The 20,156-nt window shown below is 56.2% G+C and carries 18 protein-coding genes; 2 read left to right on the forward strand and 16 right to left on the reverse strand.

Annotated features, from left to right (window positions below; all coding sequences use genetic code 11):
* Nucleotides 1-58: 58 nt before the first annotated feature.
* The 3 genes from HF320_RS07025 to HF320_RS07035 form a co-directional block, all read right to left on the reverse strand.
* Nucleotides 59-757, reverse strand: coding sequence for a phosphatase PAP2 family protein (locus tag HF320_RS07025; RefSeq protein ID WP_169277686.1), 699 nt, complete (start codon nucleotides 755-757; stop codon nucleotides 59-61).
* Nucleotides 758-934: 177 nt separating this feature from the next.
* Nucleotides 935-1,534, reverse strand: coding sequence for an epoxyqueuosine reductase QueH (locus tag HF320_RS07030; protein ID WP_211159009.1), 600 nt, complete (start codon nucleotides 1,532-1,534; stop codon nucleotides 935-937).
* Nucleotides 1,521-2,114 carry a DUF3267 domain-containing protein gene (locus HF320_RS07035; protein ID WP_169277687.1) on the reverse strand — a complete coding sequence of 198 codons (594 nt, stop codon included), beginning with the start codon at nucleotides 2,112-2,114 and terminating at the stop codon, nucleotides 1,521-1,523. Before HF320_RS07035 ends, HF320_RS07030 begins: the two co-directional genes overlap by 14 nt.
* Nucleotides 2,115-2,225: 111 nt before the next feature.
* On the opposite strand from HF320_RS07035, the gene HF320_RS07040 reads away from it, so the two are divergent.
* Nucleotides 2,226-4,367: a class I tRNA ligase family protein gene (locus HF320_RS07040; protein WP_169277688.1), complete on the forward strand. Its 2,142-nt coding sequence runs from the start codon at nucleotides 2,226-2,228 to the stop codon at nucleotides 4,365-4,367.
* A gap of 267 nt (nucleotides 4,368-4,634) precedes the next feature.
* On the opposite strand, the gene bsh is transcribed toward HF320_RS07040, so the two are convergent.
* The 4 genes from bsh to HF320_RS07060 form a co-directional block, all read right to left on the reverse strand.
* The gene (gene bsh / locus HF320_RS07045; protein WP_169277689.1) at nucleotides 4,635-5,609 is read right to left on the reverse strand and encodes a choloylglycine hydrolase; all 975 of its coding nucleotides are present in this window, start codon (nucleotides 5,607-5,609) and stop codon (nucleotides 4,635-4,637) included.
* A 129-nt stretch (nucleotides 5,610-5,738) separates the two neighbouring features.
* Entirely contained in the window at nucleotides 5,739-7,442 is a 1,704-nt protein-coding gene (locus tag HF320_RS07050) for an ABC1 kinase family protein (protein WP_248276666.1), read from the reverse strand.
* A gap of 66 nt (nucleotides 7,443-7,508) precedes the next feature.
* Nucleotides 7,509-7,940 carry a hypothetical protein gene (locus tag HF320_RS07055; RefSeq protein ID WP_169277691.1) on the reverse strand — a complete coding sequence of 144 codons (432 nt, stop codon included), beginning with the start codon at nucleotides 7,938-7,940 and terminating at the stop codon, nucleotides 7,509-7,511.
* 96 nt (nucleotides 7,941-8,036) lie between these two features.
* On the reverse strand, nucleotides 8,037-9,551 hold the full coding sequence (locus HF320_RS07060) for a C69 family dipeptidase (protein WP_169277692.1): 1,515 nt from the start codon (nucleotides 9,549-9,551) through the stop codon (nucleotides 8,037-8,039).
* Between the two features lie 203 nt (nucleotides 9,552-9,754).
* Between HF320_RS07060 and HF320_RS07065 the strand changes: the two genes are divergently transcribed.
* Complete coding sequence (locus HF320_RS07065) at nucleotides 9,755-9,985, forward strand: cold-shock protein (protein WP_022386428.1); 231 nt, start codon at nucleotides 9,755-9,757, stop codon at nucleotides 9,983-9,985.
* 103 nt (nucleotides 9,986-10,088) lie between these two features.
* Here HF320_RS07065 and HF320_RS07070 read toward each other — a convergent pair whose 3' ends face one another.
* The 9 genes from HF320_RS07070 to glmM form a co-directional block, all read right to left on the reverse strand.
* Complete coding sequence (locus HF320_RS07070) at nucleotides 10,089-10,964, reverse strand: bifunctional 5,10-methylenetetrahydrofolate dehydrogenase/5,10-methenyltetrahydrofolate cyclohydrolase (protein WP_169277693.1); 876 nt, start codon at nucleotides 10,962-10,964, stop codon at nucleotides 10,089-10,091.
* A 1-nt stretch (nucleotide 10,965) separates the two neighbouring features.
* Nucleotides 10,966-11,586, reverse strand: coding sequence for a cyclodeaminase/cyclohydrolase family protein (locus HF320_RS07075; protein ID WP_248276660.1), 621 nt, complete (start codon nucleotides 11,584-11,586; stop codon nucleotides 10,966-10,968).
* A 209-nt stretch (nucleotides 11,587-11,795) separates the two neighbouring features.
* Complete coding sequence (locus tag HF320_RS07080) at nucleotides 11,796-13,481, reverse strand: formate--tetrahydrofolate ligase (RefSeq protein ID WP_169277695.1); 1,686 nt, start codon at nucleotides 13,479-13,481, stop codon at nucleotides 11,796-11,798.
* Between the two features lie 58 nt (nucleotides 13,482-13,539).
* Nucleotides 13,540-14,619 (reverse strand): Holliday junction branch migration DNA helicase RuvB, encoded by a 1,080-nt coding sequence (ruvB, locus tag HF320_RS07085; RefSeq protein ID WP_075843696.1) that lies wholly within the window; start codon nucleotides 14,617-14,619, stop codon nucleotides 13,540-13,542.
* A complete protein-coding gene (gene ruvA, locus HF320_RS07090) occupies nucleotides 14,619-15,239 on the reverse strand; it encodes a Holliday junction branch migration protein RuvA (protein ID WP_169277696.1) in 621 nt (206 codons plus the stop codon). The genes ruvB and ruvA overlap by 1 nt, the downstream gene beginning before the upstream one ends.
* Nucleotides 15,236-15,760 (reverse strand): crossover junction endodeoxyribonuclease RuvC, encoded by a 525-nt coding sequence (gene ruvC / locus HF320_RS07095; protein WP_022386421.1) that lies wholly within the window; start codon nucleotides 15,758-15,760, stop codon nucleotides 15,236-15,238. Before ruvC ends, ruvA begins: the two co-directional genes overlap by 4 nt.
* 88 nt (nucleotides 15,761-15,848) lie before the next feature.
* Nucleotides 15,849-17,918, reverse strand: a complete 2,070-nt coding sequence (locus HF320_RS07100; RefSeq protein WP_169277697.1) for an NAD(+) synthetase — start codon at nucleotides 17,916-17,918, stop codon at nucleotides 15,849-15,851.
* Between the two features lie 138 nt (nucleotides 17,919-18,056).
* A complete protein-coding gene (locus tag HF320_RS07105) occupies nucleotides 18,057-18,419 on the reverse strand; it encodes a desulfoferrodoxin family protein (RefSeq protein ID WP_169277698.1) in 363 nt (120 codons plus the stop codon).
* Nucleotides 18,420-18,559: 140 nt separating this feature from the next.
* Nucleotides 18,560-19,897, reverse strand: coding sequence for a phosphoglucosamine mutase (gene glmM / locus HF320_RS07110; RefSeq protein ID WP_169277699.1), 1,338 nt, complete (start codon nucleotides 19,895-19,897; stop codon nucleotides 18,560-18,562).
* Nucleotides 19,898-20,156 lie beyond the last annotated feature (259 nt).

Genomic DNA, 20,156 nt, shown 5'->3' on the forward strand with positions numbered 1-20,156 from the left:
TAGTAAACTCAACGAGCTCTTCCCTTCTGAATCTCTGCCTTCATACTCCCTCCATAAGTTAGCCTTGGGTAACCTTTGATTCGTCCATGAACAGCGGGGCACCCAGGCACGTGAAAAGCGCGAGCCAAATCAAAGCGGCGCAGAAACCTCCTAAAACGTCGGAGGCATAGTGTACCCCCAGGTAGATACGACTGATGCCGATCATCAAGATGATGAAGCCAAACGCAATCGTGAACAGGTTGCGTTGGCGACGGTCCTTTTCGTACCGCCAAATAAGCCAAACAATCAGACCGTAAAACGCCATAGCCGCCATAGAGTGACCCGAAGGAAAACTAAAGCCGGTCTCGACCGCAAGCCTAAAACCCTCGGGACGAGGACGCTGAACAAGCGATTTAATAAAAACGTTGAGGCTCGCAACAAGCACCAGGTTCACCGCGCAACACCATCCCGGCCGCCTACCGGGCGCAAAGGCCGCAATGGCAAGGGTCATAACGACCAGCACGACCGGTGTCGCTAGGGCAGAAAAGCCCTCCATCACCGGAGTAAGCGCATCGCTGCGCAAGCGCTCAACGATAAGGCCATATGCCAAGGAGTCAAGGCGCATGATTTCACCCTCGAGGACCTCGTCAAACAAGTAGAGAAAGACTGCAAGACATAAAGCGCAAACGATAACACGCCAATTGGCGCGAACAAGCCTCTTGAGGCGTCGGAAAACCCCAGCTGCGTTCACGTCGCTCTTGCTCGACGTCTGATTCATGACCATCCTTTCCAAGAAGCATGCGCGCGCATGGCATGCAATACAACCACATAATGCGATGTATTGTTCCCCATCGCAGGGGCAAGCTCAGCGCAATCGGGCAAGCCACACATGCTGCACGTAAAACGGCCGGCAAAACGGGCGCAGTATCGATCGCACCGAACCCCAGCAGCGGCGCTATTTGCGAGACTCCTTTCGTTCATCGCGCAGCCGCGCGCGGTCCATTGCCGCCTCGGCAGCCGAAAAACGGCATCCGCAGTAGTTTTGACGATACATCCCCAATTCGCGCGAGCGAAGTGTCGCCTGAGGGTACCAGGGTCGAAAATCGCGTATCACCGGCGTAAGGCCCTGAGACCCAGCAAGGCGAACAAGAACGTCGTTGCATGTCTCAAACAGCTGATAGGGAGACACCGCTAGCGTCGTGGCAACATGGGTAAACCCCTCGCGCTTCGCCACACGACACGCCTCGGCCAGGCGAAGGCCATAGCAGGCCCGGCATCGACGCTCGCGATCTCGCGCACCGATCGGCGCGACTGCTCGCTCCCATGCGGCGCTGTCCTCGTCAGCCTCGATAAGCACGATTCCTTCTGCCGAGCACCAGCGGCGAAGCTCCGCCAATCGACGCTCATGTTCCTGCTTGGGCTGGATATTGGGATTGGTCCAGCAGATCGTGGGCGCAAACCCCTCTTCCATCAAAAGACGGACCGGCTCCAGGGAACACGGAGCGCAGCACGCATGCAGCAAGAGCGGTGTCACCGGTCTGCTATTCGCAATCATTTCCCTCACCCTTCTCCTCGCCATAAAAGCGAACGCCCCAGGCTTCGTCTTCGCACCAGCGTATCCGGGGGTTGGAAACAATGGCGCGCGCATAAAACCAGTCGCCGGTGCACCCAGAAAGATGGAGCACGCAAACCACCCAGGAAGCAAGAGTGCATCCAGAAAGAACACCTAAGGCGACGATGATCCCCGTCACCATGACGGTCGGCGCAAGCACGATGACAAGGTAGCGCCTCCTTGAATAAACAATGCCCTCAGCGCAGGCATATATCATGGCAACGTCAAGATTCCAGCCAAAGGTGACACGCGAACCAACAGGACCGAGCACCTTGAAAAACAGGGCATGGACGCACTCATGGAGCGCAAAGGACACGAGCGTCGCCACCGCAATGCCGGCAAGCAGAAGCGCTACGCTACATGCGCCTCCGGCAATGGCGGCAGGCAGCTCGCAAGGGATGCCGCAAAGAAAAAGAACAGCCCCTCCAAGTGTCCCCGCCAGCAGCACCGCATAAGACACCCGACAGATGGACTGCAGGAACGTGGAATCCTCAAACGTATGTATGTTACCGATTTCGTGCATGCCATCCAGCATACACGCATTTTAAGCACGGTCGCGCCGCATGTGCGATAATGCTACGGATACCGAAGAGCAGCAAAACCCGCCTTGCGGGAACGCATTGATAGGAGCCTTATGGCCACAACGTATGATATGGAATCCCGTCCCGCCTGGCCGCGCCGTGCCATCGTCACCGCCGGCGAGCCCTATGGCAACAAGGGCCTGCACTTTGGCCACGTGGGAGGCGTCTTTGTGCCCGCCGATTTCTTCGCGCGCTTCTTGCGCGATCGATTGGGGCGCGAGAACGTGATCTTCACCTCGGGCACCGACTGCTACGGCTCCCCCATCATGGAGAGCTACCGTAAACTTCGCGAAAACGAAGGCTACGACAAGAGCATCAGCGAATACGTCGAGTCAAATCACAGTCGTCAGGCAGCGACTCTCAACAACTACGGCATCAGCTGCGATATCTATGGCGGCTCGGGACTCGAGCCCGCAGCTCCCATCCATGAGCAGGTAACCGCCGAGGTCATCAACCGCCTGCATGAGCGCGGCGTAATCTCGAAGCGCAGCACCCTGCAGTTCTTCGACACAAGCGCAAACACCTTCCTCAACGGCCGCCAGGTCATCGGCCGCTGCCCCATCCAAGGCTGCAAGTCCGAGAAGGCCTACGCTGACGAGTGCGACCTGGGTCATCAGTTTGAACCCGAGGAGCTCATTGCACCAAAAAGCCAGCTCACGGGTGAGGTACCCGAGCTCCGCCCGGTCGACAATCTCTATTTCGACCTGCCTGCCTACCTCGACTTCATGAAGGATTACACCGCCGAGCTCGCGCGCGATTCACAGGTTCGCTCCGTTGTATCCAAGACCATGGAGGAGTGGCTGCTTCCCGCACAGCTCTATATTCAAAATAAATTCCGCGAGGCATTCGAGGCCATCGAATCCGAGCTGCCCGAGCACACCATCGTGGAGCCCGAGGGCAACAAGAGCTCCTTCACCGTGGTCTTCCCCAGCTGGAAAGAGCGCGACGAGGCCCATGCGGTCTTGGGACGCGGAGGCGTTCGCTTCCGCTCCGGCAAGGCGCTTGTGCCCTTCCGCATCACCGGCAACATCACCTGGGGCGTTCCCGTTCCCGAAATCGACGGCGTGCACGACGTCACCTGTTGGTGCTGGCCGGAAAGCCTCTGGGCGCCCATCAGCTATACGCGTGCCGTTCTCGCCCGCGATGCCAAGCGCCTGGGCATCACCGAGGGCGTGGCAGCACAGGATGCAGCCCTCATGGGCGAGCCCTCGGCCGATTCCACACAGGTGCCCGAACCTCCATATGCACACGGGTCTCTCGACTGGCATGACTGGTGGTGCTCCGACGACGCTGCCATCTACCAGTTCATTGGCCAGGACAATATCTACTTCTACTGCATCGCACAGACCGCCATGTGGAAAGCGCTCGACTGGAATCTGCATCAGTCGACGGTAAGCGCCAACTACCACCTGCTCTACATGGGCAAAAAGGCAAGCTCTTCCTCGCAGACGCCTCCCCCGCCGGCAGACGACCTGCTCAACCACTATACGTGCGAGCAGATGCGCGCCCACTGGCTGTCGCTTGGCCTCTCCGAGAAGCCCGTCAGCTTTAGCCCCAAGGCGTACGACACGCGCGTGAGCGGAAAAGACAAGGACGGCAACGAGATTCGCGCATGCGACGACAAGCGCGTAATCGACCCCGCCCTCAAAGAGGGTGCGCTTCTCACCGGCGTGTTCAACCGCCTTGCCCGCTCCTGCTTCTACGGTGTCGCTGTAAAGGAAGGCGACGAGGCAAGCTACCGCACTGGCTGCATCCCCGCAGGCGAGCCCAGCGCCGAGGTCATGGAAGCCTCACAGCAGGCCGCCCTCGCCTTCGAGCAGTACATGTACAAGTTCGAGACGCACCACGCCCTCTCGGTATGTGACGAGTATCTCCGCGCTGCGAACAAGCGTTGGTCCGATGCCTCCAAGGCCGCAAAGAACGCCGAGGACGACAACGCCATGACGCAGGCTCTCGTCAATGCCTTCCACGAGCTACGCGTAGCGACCATCCTCATGCATGGCATTGTTCCCGCCGGCTGCGAGCTCATCTGCGAATACTTCAACATCGACCCCGTTGCTTTCTTTAGCTGGGATCACATCTTCGAGTCTACCGATTGCTTCATCGAGAGCCTGGGCGAAGAAGCCGGCAAGCACGCCGTCAAGCCGCTCCCGCCGCGCTTTGACTTCTTTGCCAAGCATCCGAGCCAGTACTAAGACGTCGGCGTTTGGCGTGTCCCAAACAGTTTCGCTTTGATTGAAGACCCTGCCTGTGCAGGGTCTTCTTTTCTGAGAGCCCGAATCAACCAAGACGCCCTGCTGGGATGCCCCCACGCTTTCGCTCGGTCAAGTCCTGACTCGCACGAAGAGCACATTTAGTGCTCTTCGGCTCGTGCGGAATCTACGAAAACGGGGGCCTCCCAGCAGGGCTGTCTCAATGTTGCAGAATCTCAGGCGCTCTATACCAAAAAGACCAGCCTCGCACTAGCAGGAGCTCGGGTCGAATCGGGCCGGCTTGGGCGTCACCAATCCAATAGCCCCATCTGCATCCGCCAGGCTCACGCAATAGATCGTAGGATCGTCGTAGGTGTTGTAGTAATACATCCCTGTCGACGCCTCAAAGCAGGCCGTATAGATAGTCTTCTCAAACTGACCGTCAGCCATGGCGGCAGCGCCCTCGACCATCGATACATTTCCCAGCGTATGGAACATGCGGGCGATGTTGCCCACCGAACCGTCTTTTGTCGGGTAGTTCGCATTGAGGAAGGCCGTCTTGACAAAACGCGAGGGCGAATAGCAGTCGCCCGGGATGCCGCGCATGCCCGCGCCGGCACCAAAGGGCTTGAGTTCGGCCTTACCCCACACGGCCGCCTGTGGAAAACCGTTATTGGCAGTGATGTAGGTGCGGAGGTTTTCCATATGCCAATCGAACGCGGGCTGATTGGCAAGAACATCAACCGGGTCGTTATGAACATGCAGACCGTCTGTCATCTGCTCGACCACGATGCTGCGGTTTGCATCACCGATAATCCAGTGCAGATACGAAACGCCCAAACCCTCGCCTGCCGGCTTTCCCACGATCACCGTGTTCGCAAGCGCCGCCTCAACTTCGTCGACCGTTGAGAAGTTCGCCGTCACCCAAAAGGGAAACTCATACGCGCAAACGTTCGTGGCACCGTTCTTGGGCGCGGAAGGAAACTTAGCATACCCAGGAAAATTAAGACCTGCAACAGCAAGGCCCGCATCGTTTCCGCAATCAAAGAACATGGGATAGCCCTGATAGTCGATGCACATGCCAATCACGGCATGGTCTGCAGGCGCGTCATCCAAAAACGTATAGGGCACGCTTGAGCCCTTTGACCAAACGCGTGGGCGTTCACCATATCCAAACGCCCAGTCGAGATTTCTGCCCAGATACATATTCCCCTGGGCATCGGTAAACCTAACGGCAGTACACATACTTCACCCTCATCTCCAAAGCGCATCGAGCTGCTATTTCTCCTACTATGCATACCCATGTGGTGAGCAACCCTGCTTCAAAACGCCGGATGTCCTCATATCTTCCAGATACAAAGCGCCCAAGTGCTGCTATCGCATTTTCCCGTGACTATTGCGCCATATCTCACGGCCAAGGCCCAATGCAAGGATCAATGCCGAAAGATAGCCGATAAAGCCAATGACCGGAATACCAAAAACCACCGGCTCGATTTTTGCATAGTAGACCACCGACGAACCGATAAATAGGCCAGCGATAACGATAGCCATGGACATGCGGTCGACGATGCTGCCAAGATGGCGCAAGACAGCCTCGGAGCCCAGCAGCTGAGCGTTGATCTTCAGCTGGCCTCGTGTGAGCATGCGCGATGCAAGGCCAAGATACTCGGCTGCCTCGAGTTGGCCCTTTGCCGCCCGATAGGCATCGTGCGCCAAATCCTGAGCAGTCTCCTGTATACGCCTGTAACTGCTTTTCTCGTTCTTGATATGCGTCGAGATAATCTGAACCATATTGACATTGGGCATATACTCGGTCAGCAAGCCCTCAAGCGTCACCATGCCGCGAGCGAACATCGTAACCACGCTGGGGAGTTCGACATTGTTCTTGCGTGCAAGGCTCACCAACGAGGTGAGAAACTCTCCGATATCCAAATCCTTAAGGTCGAGGCCGGCAAAATCGGCCACGATGAAATCAAGGTCCGACAAGAATGCGGTGTGGTCGAGCGAGGCGGAATCGCCACGCGTGACCGCAAATCGCATCAGCGAATCCTTGAGCTTGGGAACATCGCCCTCGGCAACGGCAAAGATCATGTCTTTCACGATACCGCGATCATGACTCGACATGCGCCCAACCATGCCCAAGTCTATAAAGTAGATGACACCGTCTTTAAGAATGATGTTGCCTGCATGAGGATCGGCATGGAAAAAGCCATCGTCGAGCACCTGCGTGGAATAGTCCTCCACAATTTGCCCGCCTATCTTCTCCAGGTCGTAACCCTCCGCGCACAAACGATCGGGATCGCCAATCGAGATGCCATCGATATAATCCATCACCACAACATGCTCAGTGCAGAACTTCAAATATGAGCGCGGGCATGAGATACCGCGCGTGTTCTTGTGATAGGCGTAAAAATCGTCGAGGTTGCGCGCCTCCATAAGGAAGTTCGTCTCCTCGCGGAAGGATTGCCACAGCTCTTCGACCACGCCCTTGAGGTCCACGAACTGATCGGTTTTCACAAACTTAGAGGCATGACGGACAATCGAGCGCATGATGTCGATATCTTGAGCCATAACCTGCTGCGCGCCGGGTCGCTGTACCTTGACGGCAACATCCTCGCCCGTTGCCAGGCGCGCGCGATGCACTTGGGCAAGCGATGCGCTACCCAAGGGGTTCGGGTCGATCGCATCAAAAATAGTGCCGAGCTCCTGACCATACTCAGCCTCAAGGCACTCTAGGACCACTTGATAGGGAACCGGGTCCACATCGGAGCGCAAGCGGCGCAGCTCATCGCAAAATGGCTGGGGCAAAATCTCAGAACGGTTGGCAAGAATCTGCCCCATCTTGACAAACATGGGGCCAAGCTCTTCGATCAGGCAACGCAGGCGAACCGGCGTGAGGTTGTTCCACACCTGGTACTTGCGCACTAATCGGATAATCTCGGCGATACGCTGGCGTCGACCGGCGGCAGAGAGCTGATACTCCTCCGTGGGAGCCATGACCTCCGGCTCCTGTGGAAAGACATCGGCAGCGCGCGAGTGACGCTTTCCATCACGCGTCCGCGCTTCCATTTCTTCCATCACCGCGGCGACGTCGGCGTCGACATCATGCGTATGGATTTCGTTCACGTTGGAGGCCATATGCGGCTACTCGTCCTGGCCCTCTGCCTGATTCGTCTCATCTGCCCCTGCATCGGCGGACTCGACCTCGACCTTGACCGTCACCGTCGCATCGTCGACCGAATCAACCAGATCACGCACGTGAGCCAAAAACTCGGTACGCTCAGCTTTGGTAAGGAAACGAACACGCGCCAAGATGAGCTCGTCGAGCACGCGCTCAGCCGCTGACTCGCCCTTTGCGCCCAAACGCTCGGTCACATCGGAGAACGTGCCGCCCGCCTGTTCGAAGATGTCAGACATGGAGCGCGCGAAGTCGGGCGCCGTTGCATCGGAGCGAACCTGTTCCCCCTTGGCATTCAGCGTGTCGAGCACCTCTTTGCCCTTCTCGGCCGTAAGTGCCGCAGCGCCAAAGCCAATGTTGACCATACCGTGGACAAGCTCTTCGAATTTAGTAACCATCAGTTGCCTCCTCGAAACAGAGCAACGCTTTGCTGTACATACCATTGCTCCCCTTGTACCCCATTAAACGGCGCCATAACAGCGCTCTCGTTTCTGTTAGTTATCCGACATCGCAAAGTGATTTTTCATGGCAAGGCTCGTGGTATAGAGCACCTTTGAAAGAAGGGCATCGGTTTGCTCTCGCAGATAATCTGCCATGCGCAGATTTGCCGCTGCAAGGACCGCTTGGACATCTCCCTCGGGGCAGCAGGCCAAGGCCTCATCGGTCTCGTGAATCAGCTTATGCCCAAAAGCGCCAACCTTCTCGCGATAGCGATCGATAGCGTTTTCGTTATCACGAAAACGAGCATCGGCAAGGGCCGCAATCAGACGATTTGCCCAATAGAAGCTATCGGTCGAAACACGTGCTGTCGTGTTTGCCAGATACTCAGGCGCTTCGCGCACATTGGTGAAAAACGGCACGAGGGCATTGAACGGATTGGAGCCAAATGACATCCACTGAACGCCGCGATGGCTCTGGGGAACGTAGGGGCGGATCTGCAAGACGGCAAGCTGGCAGTTCCTGTTGATACCGATAGGACGATACATCGAACGCGTCTTGTCGGTACCAAGCGTGCCATAGGGGTCATACGGCGTTCCCTGATAATGGGCGGCCAGAACGTAGCGGATGTCTTCAATCGTCACCTTACGCTCCGGAATCCGGCTCCAGGGGATATCGTCGGACTCGGGTGTGAACACCGCCTCATCGCCGTCCCAGCAATCGCTGGGGTTCAAGCAGCGTTGCATATACCATGCGCGCGGCGTGTTGTAAACGTGGTCGGAATCGCTGTGCGAACCAAATGCCTCGCGCGGGTTGAAGATATCTTCTTCCTCCCCTTCCTCACGAAGCGTCAAATCTAAATGATGCATATTCATCCAAGCGCGAAGGTCCGCACTCGCCATATGTTCCAGCTGTTGTCCCTCGGCATCTGCAAGATCAAAGGAATCGATACCGAGCTGATTCGGCATCGTCACATAGGCGTCATCCGGTACACGCTTCGCGATCCAATGATGGCCGCCAACCGTCTCGAGCCACCAAATTTCATCAACATCCGAGATTGCAATGCCATTCATCTCGTACGTTCCGTACGTCTCGAGCAGCCTTCCAAGCCTACGCACGCCATCGCGGGCAGACGTAGCGTAAGGCAGCACCAGCGTCGTAATGTCTTCTTCGCCGATACCACCCGGCACCTCGGAAATATAGCCCTCCTCGCCCTCTGTACCGCACGCGGGAACCAGCTCGACCAAAGGATCGGCACCGAGCACGCGCTCATTCGAAGTGATGGTCTCGGTCGCGCTCAGGGCAACATTGGCATCGTTGATGCCAGCCTCGGCCCAAATTCCGTCCTCACGAAGCGCATCGGGGACTGCCGTGTATCGCATGGGCTCCTCGTCAAGCTCGATAGCCAGATGCGAGATAACGCTTTTGTAGTGACGGGGCTGCTGCTTGGGTTCGACAACAATCATCTGTTTTGGCGTGAACTTGCCGTTGCTTGCATCTTCATTGCGCGCAACAATCGTCGAGCCATCATAGCTCGCTCGCTTACCAACTAAAATCGTCGTACAAGGCATTAAATCCTCCTTCTTGCCGGCAGAGCCAGCAGGTGCGTTTGCCCTATCGAGTGTCTAGTGTAAACCTCCGGAAAACCTTTGTAACTTCATTTGTTACCAATTGAGTTTTATGAAATTCACTGCATCGCACTGGAGTATTATGACGCTCAACGTGCAGCTTGCGCGCAGTATTGCCCCTATGGGCGCAGAAAGAAAGGTCACTCATGGCAACCGGTACGCTTAAAAAATCGTTCTTCCGCGAGAAGGGCTATGGTTTCATCGCTCCCGACGAGGCCCAGCAGGACAGCGCGAAATCCGATATTTTTGTTCACTTTAGCGCTATCCAGATGGACGGCTTCAAGACCCTCGATGAGGGAGATCGCGTTGAGTACGAGGTTGGCCCTGGCAAAAAGCCCGGCGAGACCCAGGCCATCAACGTCCGCAAAATCGGCTAAAGCAGGGTCACCCTGTATAGCATCTGCCAACACAGGCAGTCCCATACAAAAAGCCCAGGCGTCTGCCTGGGCTTTTTGTATGCATTAAAGTACAAGTGCGGGGCTACTGCATTGTGCGGACAACATGCCCGCAAGCTTCTTCCGCAGCACAGATCACATGGCGCGCAAGTATCGCCGTCGTCACCGCGCCAACCCCTCCAGGAACGGGCGTCACGGCATCGACAAGAGGTTCGACAGCCTCAAAATCAACATCGCCCACAAGTTTTTTGGCCTGTGCATCCCAGTTGATCCCCACATCGATAATAATTTGGCCCGAGCGCACCGCATCCGCCCCCAGCGTGCAGGCATGGCCCGCAGCGGCAACGACAACATCCGCTCGACGGCACACATCGGCCAAATCCCTTGTGTGCGTATGGCAAGCAGTTACCGTGGCATTGCGCGCAAGAAGCATGGAAGCAACCGGCTTGCCAATCACCAGCGAACGGCCGACCACGACAACGTTCGCACCATCAAGGTCGATTCCGTAGTGATCCAATATCGCCAGCACCGCCTCGGCAGTGCAGGGCGCATAACCAGCACCAAGACCACTCAGCGTCGACAGCAACGACGCGGATGTCATGCTATCAACATCCTTTTTTGGCAAAAGCGCTGCCGCGACCATGTCTTCTTTGAGATGCGCCGGAAGAGGGCGGAACATCAAGCATCCATGAATAGAGGGGTCTTCATTGACCTCGGCGACGACGCGCAACAGCTCTTCTTGAGAAACGTCTGCAGGCAAAAGGAAACGACGACAAGAAATGCCAACTTTTTCACAGCGCTTAAGGGCCCCACGCTCATAGGAAAGGTCATCCTCACGCTCACCCACGCGCACGATAGCCAGCGTAGGCACGACCCCCAGCGATTCCAATTTTCGCTCACGCTCGACCAACTCAGCGGTAATCGCCTTTGCAACAGACGCGCCCTTAAGCAATGCGGCCATATCAGCTCCGTTTCCTTGCGGCGTCAGCCGCACGTTTGGCAAGACCATCCGCCCGCGGCAACCAGGTATCGAGTAATGCGTCGCACTCGCGCTCGAGCTCCTCGGCACGCTCGCGATCCTTCATGGACGTCGTGTTCGCAAAAAGCGTTAGGCTTGCGCCCTGCAACGCAGCGCGGCAAAACACAGCGCCGCAGGCAACGTCTGAAAGAAGTTGACGGGAGCCCTTATCGGCCATTTCCTCAAGCAGGGCAAGCACGCGCGAACAGGCGACCATAATGCGGTAAGGAGGCAAGGCAGCCTCGTGGAGAGCATCCTGAATCACCTCGGAACGATGCGGGTTGCCTCGCTCCATTCCATATGCCGCAGAGACAAGGCCGTAAGCTCGCACATCTTCCTCCACCAACTCAAGCAGCTCAAAGCCAATCCGACCCGAAGCTGCGATAGCATGACGAAGGTCATCCTCAACCTCGGCAAAACGGGGATTGCTGGCACCATAGCGCGCGACCATGGAGCACAGAGAAGCGCCCAGAGCCCCCACGTAAGCGCTTGCGCTCCCCCCGCCCGGAACCGGCTCTCGCGCCGCCAGAGCCTCGGCGAAGTCTCGGCACGTCTTATCCATCATCACTTGCGCCATTTTGATAGCCCCTCATGTATGCACTGCATCCATAATGCGTTTGTGCGGTTCCGTGAAGTGTAGTCCATAACTAAAAACTTGTCAGCAAGCAGCACCATCGTCGTTTCCTATCGATAGCCATAAAAAGGGTGCGACCCATCCAGATCGCACCCTTGCAAGCAAGCTAGAAAACGCCGGCACCGAAAACGACGCTCAGCTTAGAACAGGCCGGTAATGACGCCGTTGTCGTCGATATCAATATTCTCGGCAGCCGGAACGCGCGGAAGGCCCGGCATGGTCAAAACGCTGCCGGTAAGAGCAACCACAAAGTGGGCTCCGGCGGAAACCTTGAGTTCACGCACCGTGATGCGGAAGCCCTCGGGGGCACCGAGCTTCTTGGCGTCGTCGCTAAAGCTATACTGCGTCTTGGCAACACAGACGGGCAAGTTACCGAATCCATTCTCACGCAGTTCAGCGAGCTGGCGCTTCGCCGCCGGCGTGAAATCGACGCCATCGGCATGATAGATCTTTGTGGCGATAGCCTCCAAGGCATCAGCGACATCGGAACCCGTCTCATACGTAAACGCAGGCACAGGAGCCGGAGTCTTCCGGACAGCCGCAACAACCTTATCTGCAAGATCAAGCGTACCTTCGCCGCCGGCAGCCCACGCATCAGAGAGGGAAACACAGATGCCGCGTGCGGCACATTCATCCTCGATAACCTTGAGCTCGACTTCGGTATCGGTCGGGAAATGGTTGATGGCGACAATTGTCTCGACGCCAAAGACATCCTTGATGTTCTGTACGTGACGGAACAGGTTGGGCAGGCCAGCGCGAAGAGCATCGAGGTTCTCTTCGTTCAGATTGGCCTTGGCAACGCCGCCGTTGTACTTAAGGGCACGAGCCGTTGCAACAACAACCACAGCACGCGGATAGAGACCCGTCATGCGGCATTTGATATCAAAGAATTTCTCGGCACCGAGGTCGGCACCGAACCCAGCCTCCGTAATTGCAATGTCGCCAAAGCACAGAGCCATGCGCGTTGCCATGACAGAGTTGCATCCATGGGCAATGTTCGCAAAGGGCCCACCATGTACAAAAGCAGGGGTGTGCTCGAGCGTCTGAACCAAATTGGGCTTTAAGGCGTCCTTCAGCAGAGCGGCCATAGCACCTTGGGCCTTAAGATCAGAAGCCGTCACGGGCTTTCCCTCATAGGTGTAGGCCACCACAATCTCGCCCAGACGCTGCTTTAGGTCGGCAATAGAGGTCGCCAGACACAGGATCGCCATAACCTCGGAGGCAACGGTGATATCAAATCCATCTTCACGCGGCACACCCTGAGCCTTGCCGCCAATGCCGTCAATCACATGGCGCAGCTGGCGATCGTTCATGTCGACAACGCGCTTCCACGTCACGCGCTTAACGTCGATACCAAGCTTGTTACCCTGTTGGATATGATTATCAAGCATGGCCGCCAACAGATTATTCGCGGCACCAATAGCATGGAAATCGCCCGTGAAGTGCAGGTTGATGTCCTCCATAGGGATAACCTGAGCGTAACCGCCGCCGGCAGCGCCGCCCTTGACGCCAAAGACAGGACCAAGCGAAGGCTCACGAAGTGCAACAGCGCTCTTCACACCGCGACGGCGCAGTCCATCGGCAAGGCCGATAGTGGTCGTGGTTTTACCTTCGCCTGCAGGAGTCGGATTGATGGCGGTCACCAAAACCAGGGCAGAAGAGGAAATCGAATCCGCATGCTCGGGGCTATTAAGAAGAGCATAGTCGACCTTGGCTTTATCGAATCCATAGGGCGTCAAATAGCTCTCATCGATGCCGGCCTCTTGGGCAACCTGAGTGATGGGAAGCGGCTTGACAGAGTGGGCGATCTCAATATCGGTTGGCATATGAAGGCCTTTCTCGCGAATTGCACAGTGCATTTAGCATACAACGTTTCTCAAGAACCTAGACTCCAGATGGCGGGGTAACTCCCAAGTGGTCGAAAGCGGTAAGAGTAGCGATGCGCCCCTGGGGTGTCCTGATGATAAGTCCACGTTGGAGAAGATAAGGCTCATATACATCTTCGAGCGTCGAGGGGTCTTCGCCCACAGCGCTCGCAAGCGTCGTTAGCCCGACGGCGCGACCGCGAAATGTTTTGACGAGCGTCTCAAGGATGCGAATGTCCATCCAGTCGAGACCGAGCTCATCGATCTCGAAAAAAGAGAGCGCTTCCCGTGCGATATCAAGCTCAATGGGACCATCACCGCGCACTTGGGCATAGTCTCGCACGCGCTTAAGCAACCGGTTTGCCAAACGGGGGGTTCCACGGGACCGAGAGGCGATCTCCAAGGCCGACTGGCGATCGATAGTGACCCCCAGGATGCTCGCCGAACGCGCGACGATCTCTGCAAGGTCTTCAACTGAATAGTAGTCGAGCCTAAATGAGATACCAAAACGGTCGCGTAGAGGACCCGTGAGCATACCCGAGCGCGTCGTGGCTCCCACCAAGGTGAAATGGGGAATATCAAGTCTAATCGAACGCGCAGCAGGCCCTTTACCAATAACGATATCGAGCGAAAAATCTTCCATCGCGGGATATAGAATCTCTTCGATGGAGCGATTGAGGCGATGGATCTCATCGATAAAGAGAACATCGCCCGGTTGAAGATTAGTGAGAATCGCCGCGAGGTCCCCCGTGCGAGCAATCGCCGGTCCTGACGTTGTTTTAATTTGCGCACCCAGTTCGTTGGCGATAACAGTCGCCAGGGTCGTCTTGCCCAGTCCGGGAGGTCCCGAAAAAATAACATGGTCAAGACACTCGCCGCGGCTTTGAGCAGCCTGGATAAGAATACGGAGACTTTGCTTGATATGCTCCTGTCCGCAGTAATCATCAAGACGCTGAGGGCGAAGCGAGCGTTCCACATCAAGGTCATCGGCGGTCAGGTCGCCCGTCACCAAGCGCTCGGCGTCTTCCCTACCCTGAGAGGCTGCATTCCCTCGCGGCGCATCGGCCCAGAGATCTTCAGATTCGTCGACTTCCCACATTATGCTTCCATTCCAAGACGACGCAGCGCGGCACCCAGCAAATCTTCAACTCGCATCCCCTGGCCATCATACCCATCAAGCGCAAGCTCCGTCTCCTGCGGGCTGAATCCCATGGAGAGAAGCGCCTGACGCGCATCCTCAAGCACAGAAGACTCGTGCGGAAAAGTCATGACCGTCTGATTTACAGCCGGAGTCTCGGCAACGGCAAATGAGTGATCCTTTGCAAAGGTACTTTTCAATTCCAAAATTAAACGCTGTGCAGTCTTTTTCCCCACACCGGACACGGCAGACATCGACGTCGCATCCTCGGCCATCACAATGGAGTATAGCTGCGACACGCTGTAGCGTGAAAGAATGGCTAGCGCCAGACGAGGCCCCACACCCGACACGCTCAATAGGTGATCGAACATCGCACGCTCTTCCTTCGAAGCAAAGCCAAAAAGCGTCATAGAATCCTCGCGCACCTGGAGACGCGCGTAAAGACGGCACTCAGTACCCAAGGCCGGCAGCGCTGCTGCCGTCATGCTCGAGATGCCCAGCTCGAAGCCAATCCCCGCAGCATCGATGATGGCATACTGAGCCGTCGCTTCAACGAGCGTTCCGCATATCAACGAGATCATGAGTAGCCGTTTCCCCTCTTTTGAACAAATTCACCGCGCGTCACCGCATCGGTATGACGCAAATGGGCATGGCAGATGGCACATGCCAAGGCGTCCGCAGCATGATCGGGTTTAGGGTCATGATCCAAATGCAGAAGATTTCTAACCATATAGGTCACTTGACCCTTATCGGCAGCGCCAGTCCCCACAACCGACTGTTTAATCTGCATGGGGGTGTACTCGCCCACCTCGACGCCGCATAACGATACCGCCACCAGCGCGGCACCGCGCGCATGCGCAGTCGGGATCGCAGACCTAACGTTAACGCCAAAATAGACGCTCTCGATACAGGCCTCCTGAGGGTGATATCGCTCAACCACAGCCGACAAATCATCGGCGATATGCCGAAGGCGCACAGCAAGATCATTCCCCGCTGCCGTTTCGATGCATCCGTAGGCGCGGCAGCGAACATCGCCACCCCGTTCTTCAACAATCCCCCAACCCGTATGAGCAAGTCCGGGGTCGATTCCGAGAATAATCATGCGCCTCCCTTCAGGCACGAACATCTGTTCTAATATACCACGATGGGAGGCGTCTTTTGAGCACAGTCTAATCGATGAGGCCGTATGTCTAGTTTTGCGAGAAAAACGGGGCCGTGCCGCCGGGCGTAAATGGAAACACGCCACGAAATTGCGCGCCCTGGTTTGCTCCATCGGGTCCAGCGGAGCCCATCGCGCCTTGGGACGATTCCATCATCTTACGCAGCATCGACTCGATATCGCCAAGCCCTTGACGAAGCTCGCGCTGCCCCTCTTCGCTCTGCATGTGAGCCATCTGTTCGGGCGTTATTCCAAAAAGATTTCCAATCAAACCCATAATCTCGTCACGAGCTTGAGCTCGATGCGAAGAGCCCTCCGCAGAGGAGCGCTCCTGCTCCATTTGGATAAGGGCATCGACTGTCATGAGGTCTTCTCCATCGCGCCCCATATCCGACCAACCCAAAGAGATCGGCCAGCTTCTCTCGGCAAGCGAGCGAGCAGAAAGAACCGGCATGGCGGGGAGCTTTCGACGTGCCGCTTCGCCATATTGAATCAAGAGCATAAGAGCCCGAAGCGCCTGGGGAGATGAACCGGCAAGCGGGTTCTCTTCAAAGTCCAGCCCTTTGTCGATATGAGCCCTCAAAGCCTCGTCGATTTTGGAGGGTGCCTGTGAGCGGAGAACAGACGCCACCTTTTCCTCAAGCTCGCCATCTCCCGTCAGCGCAGGAATCGCGCGGTCGATAATCGAGCCTATACCTCCCTCAACCGATGCGAGAGATACGAGCGATTCCGGAATCACAAGGGAGCGACGATTACGCCAACGTGCGATAAATTCAAGATTGGATAGATAGATATCGCCAAATGGCGCGCACACACAGCGCGAGAGACCATCCCTTAAGGCAGCAGGCGCACAAAGAGCATACTCGGTTTTTGTCATAGCGCTCACGCAGCATGCATCAACACGGCGCGCAACCCCGAGTAAAGCATCAAGATCTTCCCCCCGTGCGTTCGAGGTCGCCTTAGCCTTACCAAGATGCTTCGTCTCGTCATCGCATTCAAGGGTCGTCCATGCCTCTTCGCACCCACAGCTCGAAGATGGCTCGCATTCGACAACCTGAATTCGAAGATTGCTTGCAACTTGACGAGCAATACGCAAACGCTCGTTCTCGGCGCATTCCTCCTGAGGAGTCAATGCCCCCTCATGTTGTACGACGACGCCAATCACGTTTCGGGAGCCAACGGCATCCACCGCGAGCGCAGCAAGAAGTGACGTAGCAAGATCGCCCGACAGTAAAAGCGCAACCCTACCAGACGCCTGGCGAGCGACGACATCGCGCAGATACAGACGAGTCGATTCCCAAAGCCATTCCTCACGATTCCAGCGTGGCAAAAGATCTGGGTCAATCGAGTCCGGAACAGTCCCATGGGAGATTTCCGAAATAAGTAGGCCTTCCTCAAAACAAGGCGCCACGGCGATAACGTGCTCGGCGTCGTCCATCACAAATGAGCCGCCGGTATAGACTGCACCGTCAAACGCGCCCACAGGTGCCATGCAGGCAAGCCAAAGACCCGTCTTGGCAACCGTATCAACAAAGAAGCCATCGCGAATCGAAGCGACGGCAGCGGTCTCCTCATTCGAATCGTCGTAGCCGTACGCAGGGAAATAAATGACAAGGTCGGTTCCAACGGGAAGAGATTCCATATCCCGAGCCAAATCAAAAGAAACGGCAACACGAGTACCGGCAATGTCAAAAACGGGGGGAAGCCAAGCCTCATCCGAACGCGGGCCCCGCTCACGCGCAATGAGGGAGCGGGCGGGTACAACGTGGCCATCTCGAAGAATAAAAATCTCAAAGATCGGCGCACCCTCGAACGAGACGATGGAAGGGAATAGGCAAGCGATTCCCAACGGCTCCAGCTTCTCCGCAAGTGCCTGCAGAGCAACGATCAAAGCATGTTGGAAGTTGCCGCACTCGATGAGTGAAGTGGGCGCTATCCCGACGGTAAGCGGTGCCGGAACGCACATAAGGCGCGCCCCATGCGATGACGCTATCATGGCCTGATCGAACACGCGAGAGCAAATGCCCTCGATGTCCCCTAAACGCGTATCCATCTGAGCCAACGCCAGCCTCATCTCGCCCCTTCCATCGATTTCATCCATTCCATCATACTCGTCCACCGAGGTTCTCGACATAGCAACGAGGGACCACGCAGCCCAAAAACTTGCACTCGCGCCTCACCAAAGAGAAATCGAATGCAGTCTAGACACGTGATCCCTCGACACCGGTCGAATCAAACCCTAAAACGAAGCACTCCACAATCCATGTAGATTGCAAAATGCAAAGACGGTGCCGGATTTAACGCCGCCGGCAAAAAATGTTGAAGGGACCTGCCCTGGCTTGAGATGATGAATCTCAAGACGCCCCTCAGCCTCAAGTGCAATCCATTCGATATAGTGCTCTGGAAGCATAGGGTGCTCAACTTCGCCCACGGTAACACGGATAACATGGGCATCGCGCTCAAGCGAAACAACGGGAACGTGCTTTTCGCGAGCCGCATCGACCGTTCCTGCTGTCAGCTCCTCAAAGCCAGCCGGTGCGGGCATATCGCTCGAAAGCGCAGCAAGAACGTTTCCCGCCCGATCTTTATAGAATACTGCCATGCTCCATCCCCTTTCCGACGCATGAACCGTTGCACTTTATATGCCCAGTTCGCTAGCGATGATATCGTAAAAGAGCAATTCGATATAAAAAAGGGACTGCCCGGAACAGTCCCTTTCAAGTGTCATACAGCGAACGACGATTAAGCGCGAAAAGGCTCGAGCGCATCGAGCATGAAGGCGCTCGCCTTTTGGCAAAGCTCATCAGTCGGCGCCTCCGCCAAAACGCGAACAAGAGGCTCGGTGCCACTCGCGCGCAACAAGACGCGTCCGCGCTCGCCCAAGAATTCCTCGGCCGCCTCGACGGAAGCGAGAACGGCCTCGTCGTTCATGGCGGCCTCCTTATCTGTCACGCGAACATTGGTGAGTAGCTGCGGATAAAGCTTGACTGGCGCGCACAGCTGAGAAAGCGTCTCGCGCTCAGCACGCAGCACCTCCATAATGCGCAAGCTTGTAAGAATGCCGTCGCCGGTCTGCGCAATATCGCCAAAAATGATATGTCCAGACTGCTCGCCGCCAAGGCTATAACCATTCTTGCGCATGCACGCATACACATTCTTATCGCCAACAGCGGTGGTCTCATAGGAAAGATGAGCTTCGTCAAACGCGCGGAAAAGGCCGAAGTTGCTCATGACGGTAGGAACAACGGTACCAGCCGTCAAACGGCCGTGCTTGTTGAGATAAACACCGCAAACGTACAGGATAAGATCGCCATCAACGACATTACCGCGCTCATCGACGGCAAGGCAGCGATCCGCATCGCCATCGTAGGCAAAGCCAACATCGAGACCTTGCTCAACCACATGGCGGCGAAGACGGTCAAGGTGGGTAGAACCGCAATCGACATTAATGTTGAAGCCATCGGGATTATTGTTGATTACGCGAACATCAGCGCCCAAAGCGTCAAAAACAGGCTTGGCAACAGAGGACGCGGAGCCATTAGCACAGTCAAGACCGATCTTAACGCCCTGAAGGGAGAAGTTAGCACTTGAGATAAGGTGAGCGATATAGCGATTTCGACCTTGCATGTAATCAATCGTAGCGCCGATGGAATCACCAGTGGCAAGGGGGATCTCAAACTCATCGTCAATATAGCTCTCGATTTGCTCCAAGACAGACTCTTCCATCTTGTAGCCGTCGCCATTGACGAGCTTGATACCATTGTCCGAATAAGGATTATGCGATGCGCTAATCATCACGCCGCAATCAAAGCAACCGTCAACAGTCTCGTAGGCAACGCCGGGCGTAGGGATAACATGAAGCATATACGCATCGGCACCAGAAGCAACGAGTCCAGAAACGATAGCGGCCTCGAACATATAGCTCGAACGGCGCGTGTCCTTACCGACAACAATACGGCCCTTCTTGTCCTGGCGTGCACCATAGTACCAGCCAATAAAACGACCGATTTTAAAAGCATGCTCGACATTGAGGCCATTATTGGCTTCGCCGCGAAAACCATCGGTTCCGAAGTACTTCATGGCAATCCTCTCAAAAGGAAACAAAAGCAAACGTATTAAACGATGAAACTATAGTAACCCTGCATTCCCACGGATTGAGAAGTCCCAATAAATCGACAGGACTGGCATTAAGAATATGAACCGCGGCATGAAAAAAGGGCCCCACGGGGCCCTCGGCTGAACGATATGGAGAAAAAAGAGGGGGGCGCCGCAGGGAATCCCCCGCGGCGCCCCCGCGCCCGAGCCCGCTACATACGGGTCGAGCGCCGTCCACCGGTCA

The organism is Collinsella acetigenes, from assembly GCF_012844445.1.
Classification (GTDB): domain Bacteria; phylum Actinomycetota; class Coriobacteriia; order Coriobacteriales; family Coriobacteriaceae; genus Collinsella; species Collinsella acetigenes.

Coding starts and splice junctions, on each gene's coding strand:
- HF320_RS07040 (WP_169277688.1), top strand. CDS start 2,226: ATGGCCACAACGTATGATATGGAATCCCGTCCCGCCTGGCCGCGCCGT.
- HF320_RS07070 (WP_169277693.1), bottom strand. CDS start 10,964: ATGGCCGCATTGCTTAAGGGCGCGTCTGTTGCAAAGGCGATTACCGCT.
- ruvA (WP_169277696.1), bottom strand. CDS start 15,239: ATGATCTCGTTGATATGCGGAACGCTCGTTGAAGCGACGGCTCAGTAT.
- HF320_RS07065 (WP_022386428.1), top strand. CDS start 9,755: ATGGCAACCGGTACGCTTAAAAAATCGTTCTTCCGCGAGAAGGGCTAT.
- HF320_RS07100 (WP_169277697.1), bottom strand. CDS start 17,918: ATGGATGAAATCGATGGAAGGGGCGAGATGAGGCTGGCGTTGGCTCAG.
- HF320_RS07055 (WP_169277691.1), bottom strand. CDS start 7,940: ATGGTTACTAAATTCGAAGAGCTTGTCCACGGTATGGTCAACATTGGC.
- HF320_RS07105 (WP_169277698.1), bottom strand. CDS start 18,419: ATGGCAGTATTCTATAAAGATCGGGCGGGAAACGTTCTTGCTGCGCTT.
- HF320_RS07030 (WP_211159009.1), bottom strand. CDS start 1,534: ATGATTGCGAATAGCAGACCGGTGACACCGCTCTTGCTGCATGCGTGC.
- HF320_RS07060 (WP_169277692.1), bottom strand. CDS start 9,551: ATGCCTTGTACGACGATTTTAGTTGGTAAGCGAGCGAGCTATGATGGC.
- ruvB (WP_075843696.1), bottom strand. CDS start 14,619: ATGTGGGAAGTCGACGAATCTGAAGATCTCTGGGCCGATGCGCCGCGA.
- HF320_RS07080 (WP_169277695.1), bottom strand. CDS start 13,481: ATGCCAACCGATATTGAGATCGCCCACTCTGTCAAGCCGCTTCCCATC.
- bsh (WP_169277689.1), bottom strand. CDS start 5,609: ATGTGTACTGCCGTTAGGTTTACCGATGCCCAGGGGAATATGTATCTG.
- HF320_RS07035 (WP_169277687.1), bottom strand. CDS start 2,114: ATGCACGAAATCGGTAACATACATACGTTTGAGGATTCCACGTTCCTG.
- HF320_RS07050 (WP_248276666.1), bottom strand. CDS start 7,442: ATGGAAGAAATGGAAGCGCGGACGCGTGATGGAAAGCGTCACTCGCGC.
- ruvC (WP_022386421.1), bottom strand. CDS start 15,760: ATGATTATTCTCGGAATCGACCCCGGACTTGCTCATACGGGTTGGGGG.
- HF320_RS07075 (WP_248276660.1), bottom strand. CDS start 11,586: ATGATGGATAAGACGTGCCGAGACTTCGCCGAGGCTCTGGCGGCGCGA.
- HF320_RS07025 (WP_169277686.1), bottom strand. CDS start 757: ATGAATCAGACGTCGAGCAAGAGCGACGTGAACGCAGCTGGGGTTTTC.
- glmM (WP_169277699.1), bottom strand. CDS start 19,897: ATGAAGTACTTCGGAACCGATGGTTTTCGCGGCGAAGCCAATAATGGC.